General features: G+C 67.1%; 25 protein-coding genes. 9 read left to right on the top strand and 16 right to left on the bottom strand.

Annotated features, from left to right (window positions below; genetic code table 11):
* Nucleotides 1–12: 12 nt before the first annotated feature.
* Together ACT6SE_RS22405 and arfB are read right to left on the bottom strand one after the other, a co-directional pair.
* Nucleotides 13–615, bottom strand: coding sequence for a lysophospholipid acyltransferase family protein (locus ACT6SE_RS22405; RefSeq protein WP_014645556.1), 603 nt, complete (start codon nt 613–615; stop codon nt 13–15).
* Between the two features lie 4 nt (nt 616–619).
* Entirely contained in the window at nt 620–1,051 is a 432-nt protein-coding gene (gene arfB, locus ACT6SE_RS22400; protein ID WP_005420755.1) for an alternative ribosome rescue aminoacyl-tRNA hydrolase ArfB, read from the bottom strand.
* Between the two features lie 113 nt (nt 1,052–1,164).
* Here arfB and ACT6SE_RS22395 point away from each other — a divergent pair, with 113 nt between their 5' ends.
* Nucleotides 1,165–1,713: a DUF2059 domain-containing protein gene (locus tag ACT6SE_RS22395; protein ID WP_401730180.1), complete on the top strand. Its 549-nt coding sequence runs from the start codon at nt 1,165–1,167 to the stop codon at nt 1,711–1,713.
* 70 nt (nt 1,714–1,783) lie between these two features.
* On the opposite strand, the gene ACT6SE_RS22390 is transcribed toward ACT6SE_RS22395, so the two are convergent.
* Both ACT6SE_RS22390 and ACT6SE_RS22385 read right to left on the bottom strand, forming a co-directional pair.
* The gene (locus ACT6SE_RS22390) at nt 1,784–2,527 is read right to left on the bottom strand and encodes a pseudouridine synthase (protein WP_014645554.1); all 744 of its coding nucleotides are present in this window, start codon (nt 2,525–2,527) and stop codon (nt 1,784–1,786) included.
* Nucleotides 2,528–2,611: 84 nt separating this feature from the next.
* Nucleotides 2,612–3,199, bottom strand: a complete 588-nt coding sequence (locus ACT6SE_RS22385; protein ID WP_014645553.1) for an O-methyltransferase — start codon at nt 3,197–3,199, stop codon at nt 2,612–2,614.
* 166 nt (nt 3,200–3,365) lie between these two features.
* Here ACT6SE_RS22385 and ACT6SE_RS22380 point away from each other — a divergent pair, with 166 nt between their 5' ends.
* From ACT6SE_RS22380 to ACT6SE_RS22365, 4 genes are read left to right on the top strand one after another with little or no spacing between them, the layout of a single operon-like run.
* Nucleotides 3,366–3,977 (top strand): PIG-L deacetylase family protein, encoded by a 612-nt coding sequence (locus tag ACT6SE_RS22380; RefSeq protein ID WP_014645552.1) that lies wholly within the window; start codon nt 3,366–3,368, stop codon nt 3,975–3,977.
* Nucleotides 3,977–5,116 (top strand): glycosyltransferase, encoded by a 1,140-nt coding sequence (locus tag ACT6SE_RS22375; RefSeq protein ID WP_014645551.1) that lies wholly within the window; start codon nt 3,977–3,979, stop codon nt 5,114–5,116. Before ACT6SE_RS22380 ends, ACT6SE_RS22375 begins: the two co-directional genes overlap by 1 nt.
* Complete coding sequence (locus ACT6SE_RS22370; RefSeq protein WP_032962223.1) at nt 5,103–5,708, top strand: acetyltransferase; 606 nt, start codon at nt 5,103–5,105, stop codon at nt 5,706–5,708. The genes ACT6SE_RS22375 and ACT6SE_RS22370 overlap by 14 nt, the downstream gene beginning before the upstream one ends.
* A gap of 4 nt (nt 5,709–5,712) precedes the next feature.
* On the top strand, nt 5,713–6,498 hold the full coding sequence (locus tag ACT6SE_RS22365) for a YaiO family outer membrane beta-barrel protein (protein ID WP_014645549.1): 786 nt from the start codon (nt 5,713–5,715) through the stop codon (nt 6,496–6,498).
* A 52-nt stretch (nt 6,499–6,550) separates the two neighbouring features.
* Here the strand turns inward: ACT6SE_RS22365 and ubiB are convergent, their stop codons facing one another.
* A complete protein-coding gene (ubiB, locus tag ACT6SE_RS22360; protein ID WP_014645548.1) occupies nt 6,551–8,206 on the bottom strand; it encodes a ubiquinone biosynthesis regulatory protein kinase UbiB in 1,656 nt (551 codons plus the stop codon).
* A complete protein-coding gene (locus tag ACT6SE_RS22355) occupies nt 8,203–8,838 on the bottom strand; it encodes a ubiquinone biosynthesis accessory factor UbiJ (protein ID WP_005420772.1) in 636 nt (211 codons plus the stop codon). The genes ubiB and ACT6SE_RS22355 overlap by 4 nt, the downstream gene beginning before the upstream one ends.
* 469 nt (nt 8,839–9,307) lie before the next feature.
* On the opposite strand from ACT6SE_RS22355, the gene ddlA reads away from it, so the two are divergent.
* Nucleotides 9,308–10,402 (top strand): D-alanine--D-alanine ligase, encoded by a 1,095-nt coding sequence (gene ddlA, locus ACT6SE_RS22350; protein WP_046427963.1) that lies wholly within the window; start codon nt 9,308–9,310, stop codon nt 10,400–10,402.
* Between the two features lie 77 nt (nt 10,403–10,479).
* Here the strand turns inward: ddlA and ACT6SE_RS22345 are convergent, their stop codons facing one another.
* From ACT6SE_RS22345 to oleC, 3 genes are all read right to left on the bottom strand, one after another.
* Nucleotides 10,480–10,635: a DUF1328 domain-containing protein gene (locus ACT6SE_RS22345; RefSeq protein WP_005407633.1), complete on the bottom strand. Its 156-nt coding sequence runs from the start codon at nt 10,633–10,635 to the stop codon at nt 10,480–10,482.
* A gap of 81 nt (nt 10,636–10,716) precedes the next feature.
* The gene (oleD, locus tag ACT6SE_RS22340) at nt 10,717–11,709 is read right to left on the bottom strand and encodes a 2-alkyl-3-oxoalkanoate reductase (RefSeq protein WP_014645546.1); all 993 of its coding nucleotides are present in this window, start codon (nt 11,707–11,709) and stop codon (nt 10,717–10,719) included.
* A complete protein-coding gene (oleC, locus tag ACT6SE_RS22335) occupies nt 11,706–13,364 on the bottom strand; it encodes an olefin beta-lactone synthetase (protein WP_041862955.1) in 1,659 nt (552 codons plus the stop codon). The genes oleD and oleC overlap by 4 nt, the downstream gene beginning before the upstream one ends.
* A gap of 104 nt (nt 13,365–13,468) precedes the next feature.
* Here oleC and ACT6SE_RS22330 point away from each other — a divergent pair, with 104 nt between their 5' ends.
* Complete coding sequence (locus tag ACT6SE_RS22330; protein WP_029380125.1) at nt 13,469–13,900, top strand: YkgJ family cysteine cluster protein; 432 nt, start codon at nt 13,469–13,471, stop codon at nt 13,898–13,900.
* A gap of 111 nt (nt 13,901–14,011) precedes the next feature.
* Here the strand turns inward: ACT6SE_RS22330 and ACT6SE_RS22325 are convergent, their stop codons facing one another.
* The 4 genes from ACT6SE_RS22325 to ACT6SE_RS22310 form a co-directional block, all read right to left on the bottom strand.
* Nucleotides 14,012–14,902 (bottom strand): alpha/beta fold hydrolase, encoded by an 891-nt coding sequence (locus ACT6SE_RS22325; RefSeq protein WP_046427956.1) that lies wholly within the window; start codon nt 14,900–14,902, stop codon nt 14,012–14,014.
* Between the two features lie 140 nt (nt 14,903–15,042).
* Nucleotides 15,043–16,059: a 3-oxoacyl-ACP synthase III gene (locus tag ACT6SE_RS22320; protein ID WP_014035559.1), complete on the bottom strand. Its 1,017-nt coding sequence runs from the start codon at nt 16,057–16,059 to the stop codon at nt 15,043–15,045.
* 103 nt (nt 16,060–16,162) lie between these two features.
* Nucleotides 16,163–16,480 (bottom strand): DUF4156 domain-containing protein, encoded by a 318-nt coding sequence (locus ACT6SE_RS22315; protein ID WP_005407628.1) that lies wholly within the window; start codon nt 16,478–16,480, stop codon nt 16,163–16,165.
* Between the two features lie 215 nt (nt 16,481–16,695).
* Nucleotides 16,696–19,545 carry a M16 family metallopeptidase gene (locus ACT6SE_RS22310; RefSeq protein ID WP_046427952.1) on the bottom strand — a complete coding sequence of 950 codons (2,850 nt, stop codon included), beginning with the start codon at nt 19,543–19,545 and terminating at the stop codon, nt 16,696–16,698.
* 416 nt (nt 19,546–19,961) lie between these two features.
* Between ACT6SE_RS22310 and ACT6SE_RS22305 the strand changes: the two genes are divergently transcribed.
* Together ACT6SE_RS22305 and ACT6SE_RS22300 are read left to right on the top strand one after the other, a co-directional pair.
* The gene (locus ACT6SE_RS22305; RefSeq protein ID WP_046427949.1) at nt 19,962–20,438 is read left to right on the top strand and encodes a hypothetical protein; all 477 of its coding nucleotides are present in this window, start codon (nt 19,962–19,964) and stop codon (nt 20,436–20,438) included.
* A 69-nt stretch (nt 20,439–20,507) separates the two neighbouring features.
* On the top strand, nt 20,508–20,987 hold the full coding sequence (locus tag ACT6SE_RS22300) for a tRNA (cytidine(34)-2'-O)-methyltransferase (RefSeq protein ID WP_046427945.1): 480 nt from the start codon (nt 20,508–20,510) through the stop codon (nt 20,985–20,987).
* 274 nt (nt 20,988–21,261) lie between these two features.
* On the opposite strand, the gene ACT6SE_RS22295 is transcribed toward ACT6SE_RS22300, so the two are convergent.
* The 3 genes from ACT6SE_RS22295 to ACT6SE_RS22285 all read right to left on the bottom strand — a co-directional run bounded on the left by ACT6SE_RS22295 (nt 21,262) and on the right by ACT6SE_RS22285 (nt 24,154).
* Complete coding sequence (locus ACT6SE_RS22295) at nt 21,262–22,176, bottom strand: IS110-like element ISStma6 family transposase (RefSeq protein ID WP_088375452.1); 915 nt, start codon at nt 22,174–22,176, stop codon at nt 21,262–21,264.
* Nucleotides 22,177–22,422: 246 nt separating this feature from the next.
* Nucleotides 22,423–22,908, bottom strand: coding sequence for a hypothetical protein (locus ACT6SE_RS22290; RefSeq protein WP_049420677.1), 486 nt, complete (start codon nt 22,906–22,908; stop codon nt 22,423–22,425).
* 82 nt (nt 22,909–22,990) lie between these two features.
* A complete protein-coding gene (locus tag ACT6SE_RS22285; RefSeq protein ID WP_046427898.1) occupies nt 22,991–24,154 on the bottom strand; it encodes an acyl-CoA dehydrogenase family protein in 1,164 nt (387 codons plus the stop codon).
* Nucleotides 24,155–24,231 lie beyond the last annotated feature (77 nt).

Genomic DNA, 24,231 nt, shown 5'->3' with positions numbered 1-24,231 from the left:
CCTGCAACCGGCTCAGACCGTGCCGCGGGTCTTGCCGATCCAGGGCCGGTAGAACTCGCGGATGGCAGCCATGTCGGCCACATCGTCGCCGCTCGGGGTGAACAGCGGACCGATGCCGATGGTCTTTTCCGGATAGTGGAAATACGCGGTCAGGATCGGTACGTCAGCCATCCGGGCAATCTTCAGGAAGCCGGCCTTCCAGTCCTTCACGGCCTTGCGGGTGCCCTCGGGCGTGATGGCGAACCACATCTTCTCGTTGTTGCGCAGCAGGTCCACGGCCTGGCCGACGGTGCCCTGCGGCGAGCTGCGATCGAGCGGGATCACGCCCAGCTTGTGCAGCAGCGGGCCCAGCGGCCACCAGAACAGCGAGGCCTTGCCCAGCACCTTCACCTTCATGCCCAGCGCGATCTTGGCCGCCATGCCCCACAGCCCGTCCCAGTTGGACGAATGCGGGGCGATGATGAAGACCAGCCTGGGGATGTCCGGCAGGGTGCCGGTCACCTTCCAGCCGCCCATGCGAAGGGTGCAGCGCGCCAGCCAGCGCAGGAAGGCGTTGGGTTTGACCTGTGGCATCTGCGGCGGCACGGCCGGCAGCAACGAAGTCGGGTTGTTCAAGCAATCACTCCCAGTCACGTGATGAGCGCCCGCGCTTGATCTGCGCGCGCCCGCGTTTGGCGTCCAGACGACGCAGTTTCGACCCGAGGGTCGGCTTGGTGGCCTTGCGCGGTTTGGGCACGCTCAGCCCGGCCTGGATGAAGGCCGCCAGCCGCTCGCGCGCATCCTCGCGATTGCGATCCTGGGTGCGGAATCGTTGCGCGTCGATGACCAGCACGCCTTCGCCGGTCATGCGCCGGTCACGCCGCGCCAGCAGGCGCGCGCGCAACGGTTCGGGCAACGAGGGCGAGTTGGCCACGTCGAAACGCAGTTCCACCGCGGTGGACACCTTGTTGACGTTCTGGCCGCCGGCGCCACTGGCGCGCACGAACCGCTCGACGATCTCGCCGTCGGGGATTTCAAGCTGCGCGCTGATGGTGACCGGTCCACTGCCCATCCGCGCATTGTAGCGGCAGGCACGTGGTGAAGTACGCCATCGCGCCCCGTATGCCGCCGATCAGGCACCGAACACGCCGCCTTCGCCTGGGCTGCGGGTATGCTGGCGGTCCCATGTACCGCAGGAAGCCCCGCATGACCCGCTCCACACCCGCCCTGCCGTCCCTGCTGCGCCGCGCCGCCCTGCTGCTGGCGCTGGCCGTGGCCAGCGTTCCGGCCCTGGCCGCCCCGCCGACCGACGGCGACATCAACCGCCTGCTGTCGGCCTCGCGCGCGCAGAGCATGATCGACACCATGGTGCCTCAGATCGAAGCCATGCAGCAGCAGCAGTTCCAGCAGGTGGCCGCGCAGCGCCAGCTCACCGCCCAGCAGCAGGAACAGCTGAAGCGGATCCAGGCCCGGACCAGCCAGACCCTGCGCCAGGCGATGTCGTGGCAACAGCTGCGGCCCATGTACGTGGACCTGTACAAGAAGACCTTCAGCAAGGAAGACGTGCTGGCAATGGCCGAGTTCTACGAGAGCGCGGCCGGCCAGAGCCTGCTGGACAAGACCCCGGCGCTGATGCAGAACGTGATGGTGGCGATCCAGGCGCGCATGCAGCCGCTGTTCGCGGATCTGCAGAAGGACCTGGAAGCGATCGTCAACGAGCCGGAAAAGAAATAACGGGGTGCGCCGGGCCACGCCCGGCCGCTGGCTGTAGAGCCGAGCCCACGCTCGGCTTACCGCAGCAGCATCAGGCGTCGTCCACCTGCCAGCCGAACAGGTCCAGCGCCTTCTGGAACTCGCGATCCAGCGGCGCACTGACATCCACGCTGCCACCGTCCGGGTGCGGGAAGCGCAGGCGCTCGGCGTGCAGCAGCATGCGGTGCACGCCCTGCATGCGGAAGATGCGGTTGTGGCGGCCATCGCCGTGGCTGGTGTCGCCGATCATGTGGTGCGACAGGTGCTTGAGGTGCCGGCGGATCTGCCGGAAGCGCCCGGTCTGCGGCTGGCAGCGCAGCAGCGCGTAGCGCGAACTGCTGAACTCACCCACCGGCACCGACAGCTCGCCGGTGGCCAGGCGCTGGAAGTCGGTGACCGCCGGCTTCTTCACCGGCTTGCCCGGCCCGCCGTCCAGGTCATGGTCCACCCGCCAGGACAGCTCGGCCGGCCAGCCCCGGCAGACCGTCAGGTAGTCCTTGGCCACTTCACCCCCCATCAACGCCTTGCCCAGCGCACTGGCGGTCTCGCGGTCGAAGGCCAGCAGCAGGCAGCCGCTGGTGGCCCGGTCCAGGCGGTGCACGAGGAAGATCGGGCGGCCCAGCTGCTCGCGCAGGCGGTCGGCCAGGAAATCATCTTCGCCACGGGCCAGCTTGCTGTCGTGGACCATCAGCCCGGCGGGCTTGTTGACCACGGCCAGGCGCTCGTCCAGGTGCAGCAGCTGCAGGGGCGCGGTTTCGGTCTCGACCGCGGCGAGGGTGTCAGGTTCGGTGCTCACCGCAGGATTATACGGGCGCCCTGATCGGGGTCAGATCCCTTTTCCTGCGGAAAGGGATCTGACCCCGGGTTGGTGGCGCGGCGGTCAAGCGTTGCGCACGGCCAGAAGCTCGCCGTTGCCCACCGGCACCAGGCTGGTGCCGAAGTCCGGATCGGCATCCAGCAACGCGCGCAACGGTTCCATCTGCGCGGCGTGCGAGGTGGCGTTGTCCACCACCAGCAGGCCGCCCCGCCGCAGCACACGGCGCAGCTGCGGCCACCAGCCGGCGTACTGTTCGCGGTCCGAATCGAGGAACAGCAGGTCAATGCTGGCATCGGCGGCCTGTGCCAGCCACTGCCCGGCATCGCCGTGGACCAGCGTGATGCGATCGGCAAGGCCACTGCGCGCGAAGGTGTCACGCGCCATCGCCACCTTGTCCGCGGCGTATTCCAGTGTGGTCACGTGGCCGTCGATGGCGGCTGCGGCTTCGGCAATCCACAGCGTGGAATAACCGTTGGAGGTGCCGATCTCCAGCACCCGGCGCGCATTGCCGAAACGCACCAGCACCGACAGGAATTCACCGGTGTCCGGCGTGATGTTGAGCATGCGCCGGGCGCGCTCGGTTTCATGCGCGTCGTTTTCAGCACCGAAGCGTGCCAGTTCGTTCTTCAATTCCGAAAGCTGCATCGTCATTGCTTCTTTCATTTGCCACAGCAAGGGTGAACATTGTGGCCTGTCCGGCCACATTTCGTACTTGTCTTAAGCCTGTACTCCGATGGGGTTGCGATAGTTCCCGCCTTCTTCACGCGGGATGGTCCACCGGCCCGCGGCCCTCATTGGTTTCCGCAAGGACACGGCCATGGTTCTCGACATTCTGGCAATCGGCGCCCACCCCGACGACATCGAACTCGGTTGCGGCGGCAGCCTGGCCAAGCTGGCCCGCGACGGTGCACGCATCCATGCGCTGGTGCTCAGCCGTGGTGGCCGTGGCTGCCATGCCGGCATCGACCGCAGCGACGAATCCCACCGCGCGTTGCGCCGCCTGGGTGTGACCGAGGTGATCCAGCAGGATTTCCCGGATACGCGCTTTCCTGCCTGCCGCAACGACATCGTCGCGGTGATCGAGCAGGCCTGCGCGCAGATCGCACCGCATCGCGTCTACACGATGTGCGGCGAAGACCACCATCAGGACCATCGCACCGTCCATGAAGCGTCAATCATCGCCTGCCGCAGCATCCCGCAGATCCTCTGCTACGAGAGCCCCAGCACCCTGCCGCAGTTCGCACCGCAGGTGTTCGAGGACATCAGCGCACAACTGGACCTGAAGATCCACGCATTGCGCGAGCATGCCAGCCAGGGCGATCGCCACTACATGCAGGAGGACCACCTGCGCTGCCACGCGCAGTTCCGCGGCCAGCAGATCGGCATCGGCCCCAGTGAGGGCTTCGTGCCCTACCGGCTGGTGCTGTGATGAAAACGCTGCTGTTCCTGGCCATGTGTGCCTTCATCCTGGTGCGTGTGTGCGTGCAGGCCTCGCGTCGCCCCAGCACGCGCCTGTACAGCATCGATGCGATCGTGCCGGCCTACAACGAAGCGCCGTGCCTGGAGCGCTCGTTGACCGGCCTGCTGCAGAACCCCTACGTGGCACGGGTGATCTGCGTGAACGACGGTTCGACCGACAACACCGCCCAGGTACTTGATGCGCTGCAGGCGCGCTGGCCCGGGCGCCTCGTGGCCGTGCACCAGGCCAACACCGGCAAGGGCGGCGCGCTGATGCATGGCCTGCGGCACGCCACCGCCGAGCAGGTGTTCCTGACCGACGCCGACACCCACATCGATCCGCGCGGCCATGGCCTGGGCCACCTGCTGGACGAGATCGAGCGCGGTGCCGATGCGGTCGGTGGCGTACCCTCGTCCAGCCTGCAGGGTGCCGGCTTCCTGCCGCATGTGCGCGCCAGCCTGAAGCTGCCGATGATCGTCATCAAGCGCAGCTTCCAGCAGTGGCTGGGCGGCGCACCGTTCATCGTCTCCGGCTCGTGTGGCCTGTTCCGCACCTCGGTGCTGCGCAAGGTCGGCTTCTCCGACCGCACCCGCGTCGAAGACCTGGACATGTCCTGGTCGCTGGTCGCGCAGGGCTACCGTGTCCGCCAGAGCGTGCGCTGCGTGGTCTACCCGCAGGAATGCAACACGCTGGTGGAGGAATGGCGGCGCTGGCGACGCTGGATCGTCGGCTATGCGGTATGCATGCGCCTGCATCGCGGCCTGCTGCTGACCCGCTTCGGCGTGTTCAGCATCCTGCCGATGATGCTGCTTGCCCTTGCCGGCATCGTGCTGACGCTGCAGGTCTGGTTCGGTGCGGCCCAGCTGCATGGGCCGGGTGGCCTCGCCCTGTCGGTGATGCCGTTGTTCTGGATCGGCATCGTCATGTTGCTGGCGGTGATCAGTGCGATCCACCACCGCCGCGCGTCGCTGGTCCCTGCCGCCGCGTTCTCGATGCTGTACGTGCTGCTCGCCTATGCGATCTGGCTGATGCATGGCGTGGCCGGGCTGTTTACCGGCCGCGAGCCGGCACGCGACAAGCCGACCAGGTATCCGCATGTGGTGGAATGACCTCGCCGCCATGGCCGACGCGCTATCGACGCTGCCACCCCACGTCGATTCCAGCGCCCAGGTTTCGCCGCGTGCGATCGTGCGGGGCGAGGTACGGATCGGCGCTGGCAGCCGCATCTGCGACGGCGCCCAGCTGCACGGGCCGGTATCGATCGGCCGCGACTGCCTGATCGGCAACAACGCACTGCTGCGCGGTCCGCTGCACATCGGTGACGGTGTGCGCATCGGCTTTGCCAGTGAACTGAAGAACGCACTGATCGGCGACGGCGCCTGCATCGGCCCGCAGTGCTTCATCGCCGACAGCCGCGTCGACGCCCGTGCCTACCTGGGCGCGCTGGTGCGTACCAGCAACCATCGCCTGGATGGCGCAACGGTCACCGTCCACATCGGCGACACCGTCATCGACAGCCAGCGCGACAAGCTCGGCGCCTGGATCGGCGAAGGTGCCGCGCTGGGCGTCGGCGTGATCATCCTGCCCGGTCGCATCGTCGCCCCGGGCAGCCAGTTCGGCCCGCGCATCACCGTGGAACGAAACCTGCCGCCCGGTCGCTACCGGCTGCTGCAGTCGCTGCATTCCCAACCCCTGGAGTAACCCCATGCGATTGATCATCCGTGGCGCACTGCCGTGCGTCCTGCTGCTGGCTGTGTCCAGCGCCCATGCCGGCATCGACCGGGTCTCGGTGCAGCTGGATCATGCCGACTACACCGATGGCTTTGGCAAGCGCGACGTACAGACCGTGGATGTGGCCGGTCGCAGCGGTGACAGCCGCTGGCATCTGGGCCTGGCCCATGGTGAACGCGACTACGGCAGCAAGCGCTTCAGCGGCAATCGGGTGCAGGGCTCCCTGCACCAGCGCTGGAGTCAACGCTTTTCGACCCGCACCGCCTTCACCGCCTCCAACGATGACCCGGTATTCGTCAACCGCCAGCTCAACCAGGACTTCCAGTGGAAGGTGGCACCGCAGACCGTGCTGAGCGTGGGCGGCAAGTACGCCCAGTACCATGCCGGCGCATACGTGAGTGGCTGGTCGGTAGGTGCCTCGCACTACTTCCCGCGCGTGACCACCTCACTGCGCCACGAGCGGCATCGCCAGTCCAATGGGCCCGACGGCCATGGCACCACGCTGTCACTGCGCCTGAAGGATGCGCAGGGCGGTGGTTCGACCCAGCTGTGGCTGGGCAGCGGTACGTCCGGCTACACCGCCGATTCCGATCCGCTGCTGCTGCGCGAACACGATGCACGTCGTGCCTTCCTGCGCCGCAGCCAGCCGCTGGGGGAGCATCTGGTGCTGGACATGGGCATTGGCAAGACCTGGCACAGGACGCGCCTGGACCGCTTCCAGAGCGTGCAGTCGCACCTGGGCCTGGGCTACCACTGGTAGAGCCGTGGCTGGTCGGCGGCGCGTGACGCCGCCGACCCTCGATCAACAGGCTTCAGCGCCACCACGCGCGCGCCAGCGCCAGCGCGCCGACGGCACCGGACACCCAGCTCCACATCGGCAGGTCGCCCCAGTACCAGCCTGGCGGCTGCAGCACGTACACCAGTGCGGCGATGGCCAGCAGACCGACGCCGGTGATCGCACCGACCGCGCGTTTCTGCAGGCGCTGCACGCTGGCATCGAGCGCGACCAGATCGCGCGAGCGCATCGCCAGCTCATGGCGGCCCTCCACCTGCTGGGTCAGCCAGGCGTGCACCAGGCGCGGCATGTCCGGCGCGTGGGTCATGATTTCCGGCAAGCGCTTGCCGATCTCGCGCACGACCCGACGCGGGCTGTAGCGCTCGCGCAGGATCTTCGCCAGCACCGGCTTGGCCACCGCCCAGATGTCGATCTGCGGATCCAGCTGGCGCCCGACACCTTCGATGTTCAGCAGGGTCTTCTGCAGCAGGATCAGCTGCGGCTGCAGGGTCAGCTGGTAGCGCTGCGCCACGCGGAACAGCTTCATCAGCACTTCGGCCAGCGAGATCTGCGACAGCGGGCGGGTGAAGTACGGCTCGCACACCGAACGCACGGCCGCTTCCAGATCATCGATGCGCACGTTGTCCGGCATCCAGCGCGCCTGCACGTGCAGTTCGGCGATGCGGCGATAATCGCGGTTGAAGATGGCCATGAAGTTCTCGGCCAGGTAGTACTGATCTTCCTGCGACAGCTGGCCCATGATGCCGAAGTCCAGCGCGATGAAGCGCGGGTTGGCGCGACGCGACGGATCGGTATCGACCCAGATGTTGCCGGCGTGCGCATCGGCATGGAAGAAGTTGTCGCGGAACACCTGGGTGTAGAACACCCGCACGCCCTTGGCGGCCAGCGCCTTGCGGTCGATGCCGGCCTTGTCCAGTGCAGCGATGTCATCGGACGGAATGCCCCACACGCGCTCCAGGGTCAGCGCGCGCTCGGCGGTGTGGCTCCAGATCACTTCCGGCACGTACAGGTCGTCGCTGTTTTCCCAGAAGCGGCGCAGCACGCTGGCATTGGCGCCTTCGCGCTGCAGGTCCAGCTCAGCGGCCAGGGTGTTCTCGACTTCGGCCACCACTTCGCGCGGACGGATCTTGTCGGCACGCGGATGGGTACGCTCGACCAGGGCGGCCAGCGAGTTGAGCAGGGCGATGTCGGCGTCGATCTGCTTCTCGATGCCCGGGCGCAGCACCTTGACCACCACCTGGCGGCCATCGGCCAGCGTGGCCGCATGCACCTGTGCGATCGAGGCCGAGGCCAGCGGTTCGGTATCGAAGCTGGCGAATGCCTCGCTGACCGGCAGGCCGAGTGCTTCCTCGACGATGCGGCGCGCGGTATCGCCGTCGAACGGCTTGACCCGGTCCTGCAGCAGGGTCAGTTCGTTGGCCACGTCCGGCGGCACCAGGTCGCGGCGGGTGGACAGGATCTGGCCGAACTTGACGAAGATCGGGCCGAGATCCTGCAGCGCCAGGCGCAGGCGCGCACCGCGCGACTGTACAGCGATGTCGGCCGAAGCACGCGGCACGAACGGTTTGGCCAGGCGCAGCCAGCGCTCAGCCGGCGTGCCGTGCAGCAGGTCGTCCAGGCGGTAGCGCAGGATCACCCGGCCGATGCGGCTTGCCCGCAGCACGGCCTTCATGCGGCACCCCGCAGGCGCTGGACGCGCGCGCCAAGGCGCTCGACGTCATCACGCAGTACGTCCACATCATCGTGGAAGGCATCCAGTTCGGCGCGCGGTACCACGTCGCGCGATTCCTCGGTGATGAACTCGGCAGCGCTGTGGGCCAGGTCGATCGCACCCTGGCGCGCGTGCTGCAGGGCGCTGCGCAGGGTGTTGGCCACCTGCACGCCCAGTACCTCGCCGAACACGCTGACGAACGGCTGCTGCCAGTCTGGATCGAAGCCCTTGGCCAGCTGCTGCAGGCGTCGCGCCAGTTCGGCGTCACCGGCCACGCGTACACGGCCCTTGTTGTTGGACTCGCCGCGCCGTGCGTTGGCCAGCAGCGGCAGCTGCGCCAGCACACCGGCCAGGCTGCTGCGCACGGCCAGGTCGGCTTCCTGCGCATCCACCGGGCCGACCCGCAACTGGTCGCCGTCGACGCTGATGCGCATCGCCAGCGACGGCGCTTCCAGGGTCAGGTCGATGTGCCGGCCATCGAGGCTGGCCAGTGCATGGCGGGTATCCGGATCCAGCGCCAGCGCGCGGTTCAGGGCGATCTGCAGGGCGCGGCCAGCGACCGGCTTGAGGGACTTGAGCAGGGAAAGAGCCATGTGCGCATTCTACCTGCGTGGGTGGGGGGCTTGCGCCGGGCTGCCGCCCGGCACCCGCGGTAGTGCCGGCCGCTGGCCGGCAAGATCAACATCAAAAGCTGGCGATCCGTGGGATGGCGGGGTGGGTCCGATTGCGGGGGACGCTGCAAGTACGTCCATGTAAGCTCGGTCGCCGCATCCATGCGGCTCACGCCCCCGCAACCGGATCCACCCCGCCTTCGACAGTTTGCTGCGATCTGTCGGACTATCCGGGGTCGGATCCCGTTGCTCCGCAACGGGCTCTGACCCCAATGCTGATCGGATCTCGTGTTGGGGGATGCCGACCTTGGTCGGCGCTGGATGTCTGGGGGGACAACCAAGGTTGGCCGCTACCCGAGCCGGCAGCCCGGCGGTTCATCTGTGCCTCACCTGCGTGGCAACGGAAGGTTCATGCTGTACGGCCACGCACCGCACAGGACATCGCAACACCATGGCACGGACCCGGGTCGGCATCATCTTCGGGGGCAAATCCTCCGAGCACGAGGTTTCACTGCAGTCGGCGAAGAACATTCTCGATGCGCTTGATCGCGAGCGCTTCGAGCCGGTGCTGGTCGGCATCGACAAGCAGGGCCAGTGGCATCTGAACCAGCCGGACACCTTCCTGATCAACGCCGATGATCCGTCGCGCATCGCGCTGCATCGCTCGGGCCAGTCGCTGGCGGTGCGCCCGGGTGCGGAACTGGCACAGCTGCAGCCGTCCGATCCGGCCAGCGCGCTGGGCCAGATCGATGTGGTGCTGCCGATCGTGCATGGGCCGCTGGGCGAAGACGGTGCGCTGCAGGGCCTGCTGCGCATGGCCAACCTGCCCTTCGTCGGCTCGCCGGTACTGGGTTCGGCAGTGGCGATGGACAAGGACGTGACCAAGCGCCTGTTGCGCGACGCTGGCCTGCAGGTGGCACCGTGGCTGTGCATCCGTCGCCACCAGGCGGCAACGGTCGATGTCGATGCGGTGATCGCACAGCTCGGCCTGCCGCTGTTCGTGAAGCCGGCCAACCAGGGTTCGTCGGTGGGCGTGAGCAAGGTCAAGGACGCAGCGGGCTTCGCCGAGGCACTGGCATTGGCGCTGCGCTACGACCACAAGGTGCTGGTGGAATCGGCGGTGGTCGGCCGCGAGATCGAGTGCGCGGTACTGGGCAACGCGCACCCGCAGGCCAGCCTGTGCGGCGAGGTGGTGGTGCACGACGAGTTCTACGCCTACGACACCAAGTACATCAACGAAACTGGCGCCGAGGTGGTGGTACCTGCGGATATCGATGCCGCAACCCAGGCGCGCATCCAGCAGATCGCACTGCAGGCCTACCAGGCGCTGGAGTGTGCCGGCATGGCGCGCGTGGACGTATTCCTTACTGCTGGCGGCGGGATCGTCATCAACGAGGTCAACACGCTGCCGGGCTTCACCCGCATCAGCATGTACCCGAAATTGTGGGGTGCCAGCGGAGTCGATTACACGACGTTGCTTACGCGCCTGATCGAACTGGCACTGGAGCGTCACGAAGCCGATCGCGGATTGCACAGCGCCGCGTAGCGTTGTGATCGCCCGCAGAGCCGAGCATGGCTCGACTCTGCGCAAAAGCGATGCCGGCCAGCGGCCGGCACTACCGGCTAGCCGCGCTTGCGGAACATCGAGATCACCGCAAGGATCAGGAACACCACGAACAGGATCCAGGCGATGTTCGTTGCGGCGCCGGCAATGCCGGAAAAGCCCAGAACGGCGGCGATGATGGCGATGACAAAGAAAATGATGGCGTAATGCAGCATGGCGCTCCTCGCGGGTGGTCGAGCCTTGGATGGCGTGGGTCCATCCTCCAGATCCTGCGGTGTGCAACCAGTGACGGCGATCTATGCAGCAGATGAAGCCTTCAGCCTGCGCAGCCCTTCTTCGATGCTGACCTGCGGCACATAGCCGAAATCGCGGCGGGCCGGCTCCATGCTGTACCAGTGCGGCGTGCACAGCTGCTCGGCCAGGAAGCGGGTGAGCGGCGGCTCGCCACGCAGGCGCAGCAGCGGCCACAGCCGTTCGCAGACCGCGCCGATGCGATAGGCGGTCTTGAAACTGATCGCCTTGTCCACCGTCGGCGCGCCAACAGCGGCCAGCAGCCGGTTGACCAGCTCGCGCATGGGCAGCGGTTCGCCGTTGGAAATGAAGTAGGCCTTGCCCGCACACGCGGCACCCGGCGCCAATGCCTCGAAAGCGAGGAAATGCGCGAGCGCGGCGTTGTCGATGTAGGTGGTATCGACCTTGTTGTTGCCGTCGCCGACCAAGCGCAGGCGACCCTGACGTGCACGCTCGGCCAGGCGTGGCACCAGCTGCTGGTCACCCGGGCCCCAGATCAGGCGCGGGCGCAGTGCCACCGTCGCCAGCGATACATCGTTGGCGGCCAGCACGCGCTGTTCGGCGATCGCCTTGGTCGCCGCATACGGTGCCTGGAAGTCCTCGCCGTACGGCACCTCGTCAGCCCCCAGGCCTTCCACCGGATGCGTGGCGCGGTGGGTCACGCTGGGCGTTGAGGTGTAGACCAGCCGGTTGATGCCGTGCGCGCGGCATGCCGCAATGACATTGTCGGTGCCGACCACGTTGGCCTGGTGGTAGCTGTCATAGCTGCCCCAGGCGCCGGCCTTGGCGCCGTTGTGGAACACCGCATCGACGCCGGCCACCGCGTGCAGCACTGCCTGCGCATCGGCCAGATCGCCGCGGATCTGGCCCACGCCCATGGCCTGCAGTTCCGGGTAGTGGCTGCGGTTGAACGCCAGCACCTGGTGGCCACGTTCGACCAGCCCGCGGCACAGCGCCTGGCCAAGGAAACCACCACCACCGGTGACCAGGATCTTCATGCGCGCTTCTCCAGTTCGGCGCTGGCCCAGACGGCGAGCTTCTCGCGGCCGATCTTGGCGTTGTGACGGATATCGACGGGGAACGCGGGATGCATCAGGAAGTGCTGCAGGCCGGCCTCAGGCGTGCGCGCTGCGGCATGCGCACGCAGCGCTTCCTGCAACGCCGGGCTGTCGCTCTGGCCACGCTGCAGTTCCACGCACAGCACCGGTACCTGCGCACCCGCCGGGCCAACGCCGACCAGTGCCGTGCGTGCCACGCCGGGCACGGTATTGAACACCGGCTCGACCTGTTCGGTGTACAGCGGCCCTTGTGCGGTTTCCACGCGATGGGTCTTGCGCCCGCAGAACCACAGCCGGCCCTGCGCATCGAAGTAGCCCACGTCACCCATGCGATGGACGATGCGGGTGCTGCCATCGGCCAGCGTCTCGCGGATCTTCGCGGCGGCCGTGGCCTGCGGGCGGTTGAAGTAGCTGTCGGTGGCGGTCGGGCCAGCCACCGTGATTTCTCCCACTTCGCCAACCGCCAGCACGCGCGCCTGCGACCAGTCGGCCAGCGGGGCGTCGTCGATGGCGATGATGCGCACCTCGTTGGGGGCCACCACGCTGCCCACGCAGGTGCCGGCGCCGGCCTCGGTGGCCGCGCGGGTACGCTCCAGCTCACGCCCCTCGACCACCGCCACCGGCAGGCACTCGGTGGCGCCGTACGGGGTCCAGAACTGCGCATCGGCGGGCAGCAGGCTGCGGATGGTGGCGACCACGTCCGGCGGCACCGGCGCACCGGCCGAGGTCACCCGGGTCACCGTCGGCAACGGCCGGCCATGCCGGGCCAGCACCCGCATCAATGCCGGCGAGCCGAACAGCTGGGTCACGCCGAAGCGCTGGATGGCATCGTGCAGGCGTGCCGGATCGGCCTGCGCCGGCCGGGTCGGGTCCATGTCCGGGATCACCGAGGTCAGGCCCAGCGCCGGGTCGAACAAGGCAAAGGGCGGGAAGGTCGGCAGGTCCACGCCGCCCGCTTCCATGCCGAACGCGCTGCCCAGCAGCTGGATCTGGCCCACGAAGTGGCGGTGGCGGTAGACCACGCCCTTGGGCACACCGGTGGAGCCGCTGGTGAACAGGATCGCCGCCATGTCCTCGCCATCGGTATCGGCCAGCATCGCCCCGCCCTTGGCGCCGGCGCGCTCCAGCGCAGCCAGGCTGGTACCGCCCCAGCCGAGGCGGCGGCCAACGGTGACCAGGCGGGTCGCCGACGGCGCCCAGCGCAGCGCCAGCCGCGCCACGTGCGCCAACGGAATGCCGATGAAGGCCTGCGGCTGCGCCTCGTCCAGGCACTGTTTCAGCGCGCGCTTGTCGATGCCCGGATCGACCAGCACCGGCACCGCGCCCAGCTTGAACAACGCGAACATCAGCAGGAAGAACTCCGGCGACGGCCGCACCATCACCACCGTGCGCACTCCGCGGCCGATCCCATAGCCGGCCAGGCCGGCGGCCATGGCATCACTGCGGGCGTCCAACTGGCGGTAATCCAGGGTGACATCGTAGGCGGCCATGCCGTTGCCGGCGCCCCGGCGGCCCGGGCAGCGGATGGCGATCTGGTCAGGGCGTTCACGCGCCAGTTCAGGCAGGCGCGCGGCAATGTTGCAGGGTCGGTTCATCCGTTCATTGTCGCCGCTTACGGAATTTCTTGCGCGGCGGCCCACTTCGTGGAAAATCCGCACCCTCGTTCCTGATTCCGACTGCCGCCCGAGGCGGCTTGCCCATGCAACATCCCTGCATGACCTGCGGCGCCTGCTGCACCCAATACCGCGTGGCCTTCCACTGGATGGAATCGGACGAGGTCACCCCCGGCGGCGTGCCGCACCAGCTGACCGAGGTGCTGGACCCGCACCGCCTGTGCATGCGCGGCACCCACTCCAAGCCGGTGCGCTGCGTGGCGCTGGACGCGCAGATCGGCGTGTACTCACGCTGCACCATCCACCCCAACCGGCCCAGCGTGTGCCGTGAGGTGGATGCATCGTGGGAGTACGGCAAGGCCAGCCCGCAGTGCGACAAGGCACGCATCGCCTACGGCCTGGACCCGCTGACGCTGGCCGACTGGCGCTGGCGCGATGACGCCGACAATGACGACGATCACCCGGACGACAACGGCAACAGCCCGTCCTCACCGCCGCAGGCACCGGTCGCGGCGTAGTAGTGCCGGCCGCTGGCCGGCAACCTCATGAACCCTTCGGGTGTGCCGACCAACGGTCGGCACCCACCGGAAGAGGAAGGGGTGGGTGCCGACCGTTGGTCGGCACACCGATCAGATCGGGTTCTTGTCCAGAAAAGCGCGGATCTCCGGCACCAGCACTTCGTGCTTGTCTTCCAGCACGTAGTGCCCGGCGTCCTCGAAGGCATGCACCTGGGCCTGCGGCAACGCGGCCTGGAAGCCCTTCAGGAAGTGGTGGTCGAACACGAAGTCGCGCAGGCCCCAGCCGAGGAAGGCCGGTCGGTCGGCGAACGACGGCAGCGCCTTGCCGGCACGCTCCAGCAGCGACCAGGCCTTGTCGGCCGGCGACAGCGGGATGTCCTGCATGAAACGGATGGTGCTGATGCGGTTGGCCCAGCTGTTGTACGGCGACACGTAGGCGCGGCGCACGTCGGCCGGCATCTTCCGCTCCACGCCCAGCCACGAGGCACCGGACGAGAACGCGTTGAAGCTGCGGATGATCCACTCGCCGATCTTCCAGTGGCGGCCCAGCGCGATCTGCCACGGCATCTTCTTCGCCGCCGGCATCGGGAACGCGGCGGTGTTGAGCACCACCAGGCGCTTGACCTGGTCGTGGTGCGACAGCGCCCAGCCGAAGCCGATCATGCCGCCCCAGTCGTGCACCGCCAGGGTCACCGGGCCGGTGATGCCCAGGTGCTTCAGCAGCGCATCGAGGTCGTCAACGCGCGACTGCAGCGTGTACTCGTAGCGGCTGTCATCGGGCTTGTCCGACAGGCCCATGCCGATGTGGTCCGGCACGATGCAGCGGTATGTGTCCGACAGGCCGGCCACCAGCGTGCGCCAGTAATAGCTCCACGACGGGTTGCCATGCACCATCACCACCACTTCGCCATCGCGCGGGCCTTCGTCGAGATAGTTCATCGACAGGCCGGGGCGAACCTCGAAGCGCTGCGGGTGGGCGGGGTAACCGGGAAGATCGCGCATGCGGAGCACCTAGGGAGAGTCGCGGCGCAATGTGGAGCCGAACCGATGCTCGGCTGCTCTCCGGTCCGCTGCGGAAGAGCCGCGCTGCGCGCGTGAGCCGAGCATGGCTCGGCTCTACAGGAGGTCGGGCAGCGGGCTGCTTACCAGACCACTTCGGCCATCGAGCAGTTCAGGCCGGAACCAATGCCCAGAAGTGCAATGCGATCGCCCTTCTTCAGCTTGCCCAGCTGCTTGAGCTTGCTCAGCACGATCGGCACCGAGGCCGGGCCGATGTTGCCGTGCTCGCCGAAGATGGTCATGACCTTCTTCGGGTCGATGCCGAAGTTCTTGATGAACGCAGCGGTGTGCGGCTGGCTGACCTGGTGGATCACGAACTGGTCCAGCTCTTCCACGGCCCAGCCCAAGGCGATCTTGGCGGCGGTGAAGGTCTTCTGGGCCAGCTTGATGCCTTCGATCAGCAGCAGGCGGGTATCGGTGACCATGCGGTCCAGATTGCCCAGGCACAGCTGGTTCCACTCGGTGGCCGAACGGGTCACGCCACCCTTGTAGCGGGGTGCATCCGGCACCAGTTCCGAGCGCGCCATCACCATCGCGGCGGCGCCCGAACCGGTGGTCAGGGCGGCCAGCTCGTTGCGGAAGTCGTCGGCGGTGACGTCCGGGGCGGTCATGCGCTCCAGGGTCTTCTCGTACACCAGGTTGGCGGTCTCGCCATCCACCACCAGCGCGTAGTCGATGTCGCCACGCTCGATCATGCGCGCCGCGATATCCATGCCGTTGATGAAGGCCAGGCAGGCATTGGCGACGTCGAAGGTCATGCACTCGTCGCTGACGCCGAGGTTGCCCGACACGATCGAGGCGGTGGACGGCTCCAGGTAGTCGCGGCTGACCGAGGTGTTGACCAGCAGGCCGACCTGCGTCGCATCGATGCCTGCGTCTTCCAGCGCCTTGCGGCCGGCCATGGTGGCGGCATCGGACGCCAGCACGCCGTTGTCCCACAGGCGGCGGGCATGGATGCCGGCGATATCGCCGAGCACGTCGGTGCGGATACCGAGGCGATCCAACGTCGGCTGCAGCCGCTCGTTGATTTCCTTGGTCGTCAGCGTATGCGGCGCATCAACGTGTGCCAGGCCGGCGATCGAGACATTCTTGAAGAGCATCGAGGTTAGCGCCAAGGCTCAGGCAAAAGGGGGCGCTATTCTATAACCCCCGGGGCCTTCACCGCATCTTTACGAATTCAGGCTTGGCCGTATGGTGAAGCGTTCAGCGCGGCGGGCACTGGAACGCGGCGAACCGCTGGCTGCCATCGGCGGGCGCGGCAGCGGCCTGTACGGCGTTGGCGCCGGCACTCGGGGCCTCGTTGCGGGCCAGGGTTTCCAGCTCTTCCTGCACGCGCAGCGGGTTGCGGTTGTAGAAGCCGACCTTGCTCTTCACGGTGACCACCACCTCGCCCTTGGCGATGCAGCCGGCCGGAACCGGACCTGCCGGCAACACGCGGGTCGCCTTGCCGGCCGGTTCGATCGGCACCCAGGTACAGGCAGTGACGGTGAGCAGCAGAGAGGAAAGCAGCAGAACGCGCATGGGCAGATCCTGGAAGGGTATGGGGCGATTCTGCCTGAACAGCCTGAATCGGGGGTAGCCGGGGCCGGGGGCAGAGCCCCCTGCGGGGGATCCGACCCCAGGTCGGCAGAGGGGTCCGGATCCCCCGCAGGGGGCTCCGACCCCTTAAGGGTTTGCCGGCCAGCGGCCGGCACTACCGGGGGAGCCGGCCCGCCACAGGCGGGCCGGGTCGTGCCTTATTTCTTGACCGGGTTGCCCTCGGCGTCGATCACCGTCACCTCGCCCAGGTTCAGCGCGCGCACGGCCGCTTCGGTCTGCTTGAGATCGCCCACCACCACCCAGGTCAGGGCCTGCGGCTTGATCTCGGCAGCGGCCTGCTGCACCTGCGCCGGGGTCATCGCTTCGATCTCGGCCTTGCGACGCAGCACATAGTCGTCCGGGCGCTTGAACTGCACGATCGAACCGATGGTCGCGGCCACGGCACTGGCGGTCTCGTAGGCACCGGGCAGGCTGAGGGTCTGGATGTTGCGGATGCGGTTGACTTCGGCAGCGGTGGCCGGCTTGCTGCCGTCGGCGAATGCGGCGATCTCCTTGCGCATTTCCGCCAGTGCCGGGCCGGTCTTGTCGATCTGCACCGGCGCACTGGCCATCCACGGGCGCTGGCCCACCGAACTGGTCGCGCTGCTGCGCGCGCCGTACGACCAGTGCTTGTCCTCGCGCAGGTTCATGTTCAGGCGCGAGGTGAAGTCGCCGCCGATCACGCCGTTGGCAATGTCGAAGCGGGTCGAACTGGCGGCGCTGGACGGCGCCACCACCTGGCCGGCGAACAGGTTGGCCTGCACCGCACCCGGCTGGTCGATCAGGAACACGCGCGGGCCCTTCGGCAGCGCGACATCGGTGGCCGCCTTCACCTGCGGCGCCTCGCCGGTCGCCTTCCAGTCACCCAGCTGCTTGTCCAGCAGCGGCACGATCTCGGCCAGGGTGGTGTCACCGACCACGATCAGGGTGCCATTCTGCGGGCGCAGCCAGTCGTGGTGGAAATCAACCAGATCTTCGCGGGTGAGGCCGTTGATCGCCGCCTCGTCGCCGCTGCCGGTGAACGGGATGGCGTACGGGTGGCCCTTGCCGTACAGCAGCGGCGGCAGCACGCGCATGGCCACCGCACCCGGGTTCACCTTCTCCTGCTGGATGCCGGCGATCCAGGTCGCCTTGACCCGGTCGATCTCGCCCTGCTCGAAACGCGGTTCGCGCAGCAGGTCGCGGTACAGCGCCAGCGACGGTGCCAGGTTTTCCTTCAGCGCCGACAGGTCCACGCTCATCGAGTCCAGGCCGGCCGAGGCATCCAGGCTGGCGCCCAGTGCGTCGGCGGCGTCGGCGAAGGCCAGCGAACCGAGCTTGCCGGCGCCTTCGGTCATCAGGCTCATGGTGAAGTTGGCGGTGCCGGGCTTGCGACCCTGGTCGGCGCTGAAGCCGCCCGGGAACTGGTAGCTGAACTGCACCACCGGAATCTCGTGGCGTTCGGCCAGGATCACCTGGGTGCCGTTCTTCAGCGTGGCGCGCTGCAGTGCCGGGAACTTCAGCTGCGGGAACTCGCGGGTCTGCGGCACGCCGGCCTTGCGGTCCACCTGTTCCGGCAGGGTGCTGTACTTCGGGTCCACCGCCGGCACGGTGAACGGCTTCGGCGTCTGGCTCGGTTCTTCCTTCAGCGCCACGCGCTCACCCGGTGCGATCACCAGGGTGTGGCTGCCCTTGTCCAGCCACTGTGCGCCCAGGCGGCTCAGATCGGCGGCACTGGCCTTCTCGATGTTGGCCAGCGAGGTGCGGAAGCAACCCGGGTCGCCGGTGAACACCGCGCACTCGGCCAGCGCATCGGCCTTGCCGCCGAAGCCACCGATGCGCTCGATGCCACGGATGAAGCCGGCACGGGCGCCGGTCTTGGCGCGCTCCAGCTCGGCCGCGGTCGGGCCCTGCTTGATCAGGCGGTCCAGTTCCTCGTCGATGATCTTCTCGACCTTGGCCGGGTCCTGGCCCTGCTTGACGGTCGCCACGATCACGAAGTTGGAGCCCAGCTGCGACGTCGACAGGCCCGAGCCGATGCTGTCCACCAGCTTGTCCTGGTGCTGCAGGCGCTGGCTCAGGCGTGAGGACTTGGCGCCGCCCAGCACTTCGGAGAACAGCTGCAACTGGTCGATGTCGGCGGTGCCGACCTGCGGCACGTTCCAGGCGCGGTAGATGCGCGCCTGCGGCACCTTGTCGGTCATCGTCTCGCGGGTATCGGCACTGCGCTTGGCCACGTTCACCGCCGGCTGCGCCATGGTCGGGCCAGCCGGGATGCTGCCGAAGTACCTGGCGACCTTCTCCTTGGCGGTGGCCAGGTCGATGTCGCCGGCCAGCACCAGCACCGCGTTGTTCGGGCCATACCAGGTGCGGAACCAGGTCTTCACGTCATCCAGCGAGGCCGCGTTGAGATCGTTCATCGAGCCGATCACGCCGTGGTGGTACGGGTGGCCAACCGGATACAGCGCCTTGTTGATCTGGTCCCAGGCCTGGCCGTAGGGCTGGTTCTCGCCCTGGCGCTTCTCGTTCTGCACCACGCCGCGCTGCTCGTCCAGCGCAGCCTGGTCGATCGCACCGACCAGATGGCCCATGCGGTCCGACTCCATCCACAGCGCCATGTCCAGCGCGGTGGTCGGCACGTTCTCGAAGTAGTTGGTGCGATCGGTGTTGGTGGTGCCGTTCTGGTTGGTGGCACCGACCTGCTTGAACGGTTCGAAGAATTCGCCGTCGTGGTTCTCGCTGCCCTGGAACATCAGGTGCTCGAACAGGTGCGCGAAGCCGGTGCGGCCGGCCGGTTCATCCTTGCTGCCCACGTGGTACCAGACGTTGACCGCGACAATCGGCGCCTTGCGATCGGTATGCACGATCACGCGCAGGCCGTTGGGCAGGGTGAACTGCTCGTACGGGATATCGACCTTGGCCGGTGCCGCCGGCCTGGCGGCAAGCGCGGAGGTGGGCGCAAGCGTGCCCAGGGCGGTGCTGAGGGCGACGGCCAGCAATGCGGCGCGCGGGCGAAGGGCGAGAGGCATATCCGGATCCTTGGTCACATAGGTGAATCCCGATCCTAGCCTGCGCAGGCAACGGCAGGAATCGGTCGCCAGTCACTGGGGGTGTTTGCCCTGAAGGCCATCCGGCCCGGCCCCAGCCGGGGGGCGTGAACCGTCACATGTGCCAGCTGAAGGCGTCCGGACAGTGTCCGCGGCATATCGAATGGACAGGTGTCCGCCCACCGGACACTTTTCGATTGATAAAAAACCCTTGTAAATCAATTAATAAAAGTTGGCACGGGGATTGCTTGGTACTTCCTGCGCCAGGAAGGGCTTCAGACTCAAGCTGACTGAAGACTGAACAAATGCAGGAAATCGAAAATTCTTCTTGCATCCCCGGAATTGGTGTACTACCTTACTACCACACCACTGATCACCAACACTAAACAGGCCCCGTCATGAACGCCAAGACCATTGCCATCGCCATCGCCCTGATCGCCGGCACCGCGGTTGTTTCGTCGGTGCAGGCCTCCGAATCCATCAAGACCCTGGCCACCGTGCAGGTTCGCCCGGCCGCCGACCAGCTGGCCCAGCAGGCCTGGGAACAGGCCAGCGGCATCCCGACCCTGGCCACCGTGGAAGTGCGCCCGAGCGCCGACCAGCTGGCCGAGCGCAACGGCTACGTCGCCGCCCCGGTCGCCGCCGCGATGCCGATCACCACCCTGGCCTCGGTGGAAGTGCGCCCGAGCCTGGAACAGCGCGTCGCCCTGGCCGCCGAACTGGAAGCCCAGCGCTACGCCGCCACCCTGGCTGCCGCTGCCACCAGCGTCGCCAACCAGATGATCGTCAACCTGCCGGCCCTGCAGGTGCGTCCGAGCGCTGCAGACCTGCAGGCCCTGGCCACCGAAACCGCCCAGGTCCTGCTGCGCCCGTAAGCGGTGCCGCCCTGCCCAGCGCAGGGCGTGCGCCGTAGAGGCGGCCGCCGTCGCAGGTACACTGCGCCGATGAATGCCGCGCCCCCGTTCCACGTAATCCTGTTCCAACCGGAAATCCCGCCCAACACGGGCAATGTGATCCGGCTCTGCGCCAACACCGGCGCGCAGCTGCACCTGATCGAGCCGCTCGGCTTCGCACTGGAAGACAAGCAGCTCAAGCGCGCCGGCCTGGACTACCACGAGTACTCGCGCCTGCAGGTGCACCCCGACCTGGACACCGCGCTGGCGCGGATCGCACCGAAGCGGTTGTTCGCCCTGAGTACGCGTGCCAGCGTCCGCTACGACAGCGTGGCGTTCGAAGATGGCGATGCCTTCCTGTTCGGCCCGGAAAGCCGTGGCCTGCCGCAGGACGTGCTCGATGCGCTGCCGGATGGCCGCCGCCTGCGCCTGCCGATGCGGCCGGGCAACCGCAGCCTCAATCTTTCCAACACCGTTGCCGTGGTGATGTACGAGGCGTGGCGGCAGCACGGGTTTGCCGGCGGCGCGTGAGGCCATGCTTCTCCCTTGCGCCCGACTGCTGAAGCGCGCGCATGCGTTCATGGGCGTTACTTTTCTTTCCGCGCGGAAAGAAAAGTAACCAAAAGAAACGCGCCGCCATCCGCGAGCCGGTGCTGCGCACCGGTACCCTGCGCTCCTCGGCCCGCCGGGGGACGGCGCGGAACTCGCTGCGCTCAGACACCCGCGCCTCTTCGCCCCCACCGGACCTGCGGTGCTCGGCTCGCTTCAAGGCGGACCCAACAGCCGCGCAGTAGCAACTGTCTTGTCAGGGGCAGCCGAGGGCCACCTCGGCGTCCCGCTTACGGGCGTTGAGGATCACCAGCATTTTGCGCATGACCGCCACGAGCGCCACCTTGCTCGCTTTGCCCTTGGCCTTCAGGCCAGCGTAAAACGCGCGCAGTCTTGGCTCGTACCGGATGGCCGTCAGGGCCGCCATGTAAAGGGCTTCGCGTACCACTGCGCGCCCACCACTGATCCGCCGTTGGCCCTGCCAGGTGCCACTTTCGCGGTTCATCGGGGCCGACCCCACCAGCGATGCTATGGCTTTGCTTCCCAAGCTGCCCAGTTCGGGCAACTCGCAGGCCAGTGTGCTGATCAGGATGGGGCCGACGCCTTTGAGCGCACCGATATTCTTCCAGCCAGGCTGTCCCTCAAGCTGCTCGGCAATAGCTTTATCCAGTTGCTTCAGGTCGTCAGATAGCTGGGCTATATGGCGTTGCTTCATCGCAATCAGATCCGGATCGACCAATCGCCGCAAGCGCTGCATCTCACTGACCCGCATCTGCACCAGATGCCTGCGGCATTGCGCAAATTCAGCCAGACGCTGCTGCCAAGGGGCAGGCGGTACGTAGCGGGTCAGCGGTAACAAATGGGCCATCTGCGCCAGCACTGTCGCATCGAGCCGATCGGTCTTGGCGGCACGGCCCGTGCCTTGGGCAAATCGCCGTGCACGCGCCGGATTGATTCGCACCATCGGCAGGCCGGCGGCGTGCAATACATCCAGAGCAGCACGCTCGTAGCCCCCGCTTGCCTCAAGAACGACCTGCTTGATCGGCCACGTCTTCAGCCACCGAATCAAGCGCACAAAGCCGCGCTTGTCGTTGCTGAATTGGCGAAACTGCTCTCCATGGACGGCCACATCCAGCGTGGCTTTGCTCACATCGATCCCGATCCCAAACATGACAGAACTCCGCTAGGCTGACAGGGTCGAGAGCTCTCCCCGCTTGCCCAGTCTTATCAGTTCGAGCGCCAACTCAACCAACTGTTCGGGCGGTTCAGGGAGAATCCGGCGTGGGGACCCAAGCTACTTCTCGGTCGCAAGACCTGGATCCACACGGTCGCCCACGCCGGGCTCTCGGCACCCAAGGTGCCAGATCGGCAAGAGATAAGATCCACGCCATGCGTGGATGCCTTCCGCCTGGATCAATCAGGAGTGGGCGCCCTTGCGTTGCCCGGGGCGGGTGCGATTGCCGACAGAAGAAAACTCCAGACCATCAATATCGGCATGCGCACCGCACATGCCCAAGCCCGTCACCGTCGGGTCGATCCCGCCGGATGAGACTCTCAGCGCACCTGCATGTTTCTCGATAGCCACTGTGCCCAGTTCGGACTGATGAATCAGTTTTCCGCCTTCTGGCTTCATATGCAGCACGAAGGAGCAGACGTGCTGCATCGACTGGGTACTGTGCAGCTCAACCCTATAGCCCAGTGATTCTTCGACAATCGACAGGCTGTCCCTGAACCCATCGCGGCAACTTCGTCCGCTGCCCGGTTCGGTACACAGATCGCTCGCCTGCGAATAGCTGCCTGCCCATGCCGCATCGTCCCTGTTGCCTGCCCACGCCATCTGCAGCACGGAGGCTTGGAAGAGCAGCGGGAGGCACAGCAGTCTTACAGTGGAATTGTTCTTCATTCAGTTTGCATCTCTGGATAGGCGTCCGTTGCCGCCCACCCTACTCGGCAATGCCGGCCAGCGGCCGGCACTACCGGTGCACTCAGAACGCGTTGATGCCGGTCAGTTCGCGGCCGATCACCAGCTGGTGCACGGTCTCGGTGCCTTCATAGGTGATCACCGATTCGAGGTTCAGCGCGTGCCGGATCGCCACGTGTTCGGTGGTGATGCCGGCCCCACCCAGCAGATCGCGACATTCGCGGGCGATGTCGATGGCCATGCGGCAGTTGTTCCATTTGGCCAGGCTGACCTGCTGCGGCTGCAGCTGCCCGGCTTCCTTCAGGCGGCCCAGCTGCAGCGCCAGCAGCTGCGCGGTGGTGATGCGGCGGGCCATTTCGGCCAGCTTGATCTGCGCGCTCTGGGTGGCCGCCAGCGGGCGGCCGAACAGCACGCGCTCCTTGGCATAGCCCAGCGCTTCATCCAGGCAGGCAACGGCGGCACCGATCGGGCCCCAGCTGATGCCGTAACGGGCCTGGGTCAGGCAGCCCAGCGGCCCCTTCAGGCCCTTCACGTTCGGCAGGCGATGGCTGTCGGGCACGCGCACGTCATCGAAGAACAGCGCGCCGGTCAGCGACGCGCGCAGGCTCATCTTGTGCTTGATCTCCTGCGTGGTGAAGCCGGCCATGCCCTTCTCCAGCACGAAGCCCTGGATGCCGTCCTCGGTCTGCGCCCAGACGATGGCCAGGTCGGCCACCGGGCCGCTGGTGATCCACATCTTGCTGCCGCTGATGCGCCAGTCGCTGCCGTCGCGCACCGCGCGGGTCTTCATGCTGGCCGGGTCGGACCCACCGTGCGCCTCGGTCAGGCCGAAGCAGCCGATCAGTTCGCCGCGCGCCATCGCCGGCAGCCACTGCTGGCGCTGTTCCTCGCTGCCGTAGGCATAGATCGGGTACATGCACAGCGAGCTCTGCACCGAGACGAAGCTGCGCAGGCCCGAATCGCCGCGCTCCAGCTCCTGGCAGATCAAGCCATAGCTGACCGCACCCAGATCACCGCCGCCGTATTCGGCCGGCAGGGTGGCGCCCAGCAGGCCCAGCGAGGCGATCTCCGGCACCAGTTCAGAGGGGAAACGGGCCTGGTCGAAGGCATCGCCGATGATCGGCAGCACGCGCTCGTTGGTGAAGCGGGCGACGCTCTCCTGCACCGCGCGCTCTTCCTCATTGAGCAGGGAACGGACATCGAACAGATCGTACGGATGCAAAGCCATGGCACTCACGCGCAGTCAGGACCCGGCCATTGTCGGTCATCCGGGCAGAGCGTGCCGACCAGGGTCGGCACCCACCC

Origin of the sequence: Stenotrophomonas sp. LC732, assembly GCF_052446685.1 — a bacterium.
Taxonomy (GTDB): Bacteria; Pseudomonadota; Gammaproteobacteria; order Xanthomonadales; family Xanthomonadaceae; genus Stenotrophomonas; species Stenotrophomonas muris.
This window is presented reverse-complemented; position numbering and strand designations above follow the sequence as displayed.

Coding starts and splice junctions, on each gene's coding strand:
- arfB (WP_005420755.1), bottom strand. CDS start 1,051: ATGGGCAGTGGACCGGTCACCATCAGCGCGCAGCTTGAAATCCCCGAC.
- ACT6SE_RS22395 (WP_401730180.1), top strand. CDS start 1,165: ATGTACCGCAGGAAGCCCCGCATGACCCGCTCCACACCCGCCCTGCCG.
- ACT6SE_RS22385 (WP_014645553.1), bottom strand. CDS start 3,199: ATGACGATGCAGCTTTCGGAATTGAAGAACGAACTGGCACGCTTCGGT.
- ACT6SE_RS22380 (WP_014645552.1), top strand. CDS start 3,366: ATGGTTCTCGACATTCTGGCAATCGGCGCCCACCCCGACGACATCGAA.
- ACT6SE_RS22375 (WP_014645551.1), top strand. CDS start 3,977: ATGAAAACGCTGCTGTTCCTGGCCATGTGTGCCTTCATCCTGGTGCGT.
- ACT6SE_RS22370 (WP_032962223.1), top strand. CDS start 5,103: ATGTGGTGGAATGACCTCGCCGCCATGGCCGACGCGCTATCGACGCTG.
- ACT6SE_RS22365 (WP_014645549.1), top strand. CDS start 5,713: ATGCGATTGATCATCCGTGGCGCACTGCCGTGCGTCCTGCTGCTGGCT.
- ubiB (WP_014645548.1), bottom strand. CDS start 8,206: ATGAAGGCCGTGCTGCGGGCAAGCCGCATCGGCCGGGTGATCCTGCGC.
- ACT6SE_RS22355 (WP_005420772.1), bottom strand. CDS start 8,838: ATGGCTCTTTCCCTGCTCAAGTCCCTCAAGCCGGTCGCTGGCCGCGCC.
- ddlA (WP_046427963.1), top strand. CDS start 9,308: ATGGCACGGACCCGGGTCGGCATCATCTTCGGGGGCAAATCCTCCGAG.
- ACT6SE_RS22345 (WP_005407633.1), bottom strand. CDS start 10,635: ATGCTGCATTACGCCATCATTTTCTTTGTCATCGCCATCATCGCCGCC.
- oleD (WP_014645546.1), bottom strand. CDS start 11,709: ATGAAGATCCTGGTCACCGGTGGTGGTGGTTTCCTTGGCCAGGCGCTG.
- oleC (WP_041862955.1), bottom strand. CDS start 13,364: ATGAACCGACCCTGCAACATTGCCGCGCGCCTGCCTGAACTGGCGCGT.
- ACT6SE_RS22330 (WP_029380125.1), top strand. CDS start 13,469: ATGCAACATCCCTGCATGACCTGCGGCGCCTGCTGCACCCAATACCGC.
- ACT6SE_RS22325 (WP_046427956.1), bottom strand. CDS start 14,902: ATGCGCGATCTTCCCGGTTACCCCGCCCACCCGCAGCGCTTCGAGGTT.
- ACT6SE_RS22320 (WP_014035559.1), bottom strand. CDS start 16,059: ATGCTCTTCAAGAATGTCTCGATCGCCGGCCTGGCACACGTTGATGCG.
- ACT6SE_RS22315 (WP_005407628.1), bottom strand. CDS start 16,480: ATGCGCGTTCTGCTGCTTTCCTCTCTGCTGCTCACCGTCACTGCCTGT.
- ACT6SE_RS22310 (WP_046427952.1), bottom strand. CDS start 19,545: ATGCCTCTCGCCCTTCGCCCGCGCGCCGCATTGCTGGCCGTCGCCCTC.
- ACT6SE_RS22305 (WP_046427949.1), top strand. CDS start 19,962: ATGAACGCCAAGACCATTGCCATCGCCATCGCCCTGATCGCCGGCACC.
- ACT6SE_RS22300 (WP_046427945.1), top strand. CDS start 20,508: ATGAATGCCGCGCCCCCGTTCCACGTAATCCTGTTCCAACCGGAAATC.
- ACT6SE_RS22295 (WP_088375452.1), bottom strand. CDS start 22,176: ATGTTTGGGATCGGGATCGATGTGAGCAAAGCCACGCTGGATGTGGCC.
- ACT6SE_RS22290 (WP_049420677.1), bottom strand. CDS start 22,908: ATGAAGAACAATTCCACTGTAAGACTGCTGTGCCTCCCGCTGCTCTTC.
- ACT6SE_RS22285 (WP_046427898.1), bottom strand. CDS start 24,154: ATGGCTTTGCATCCGTACGATCTGTTCGATGTCCGTTCCCTGCTCAAT.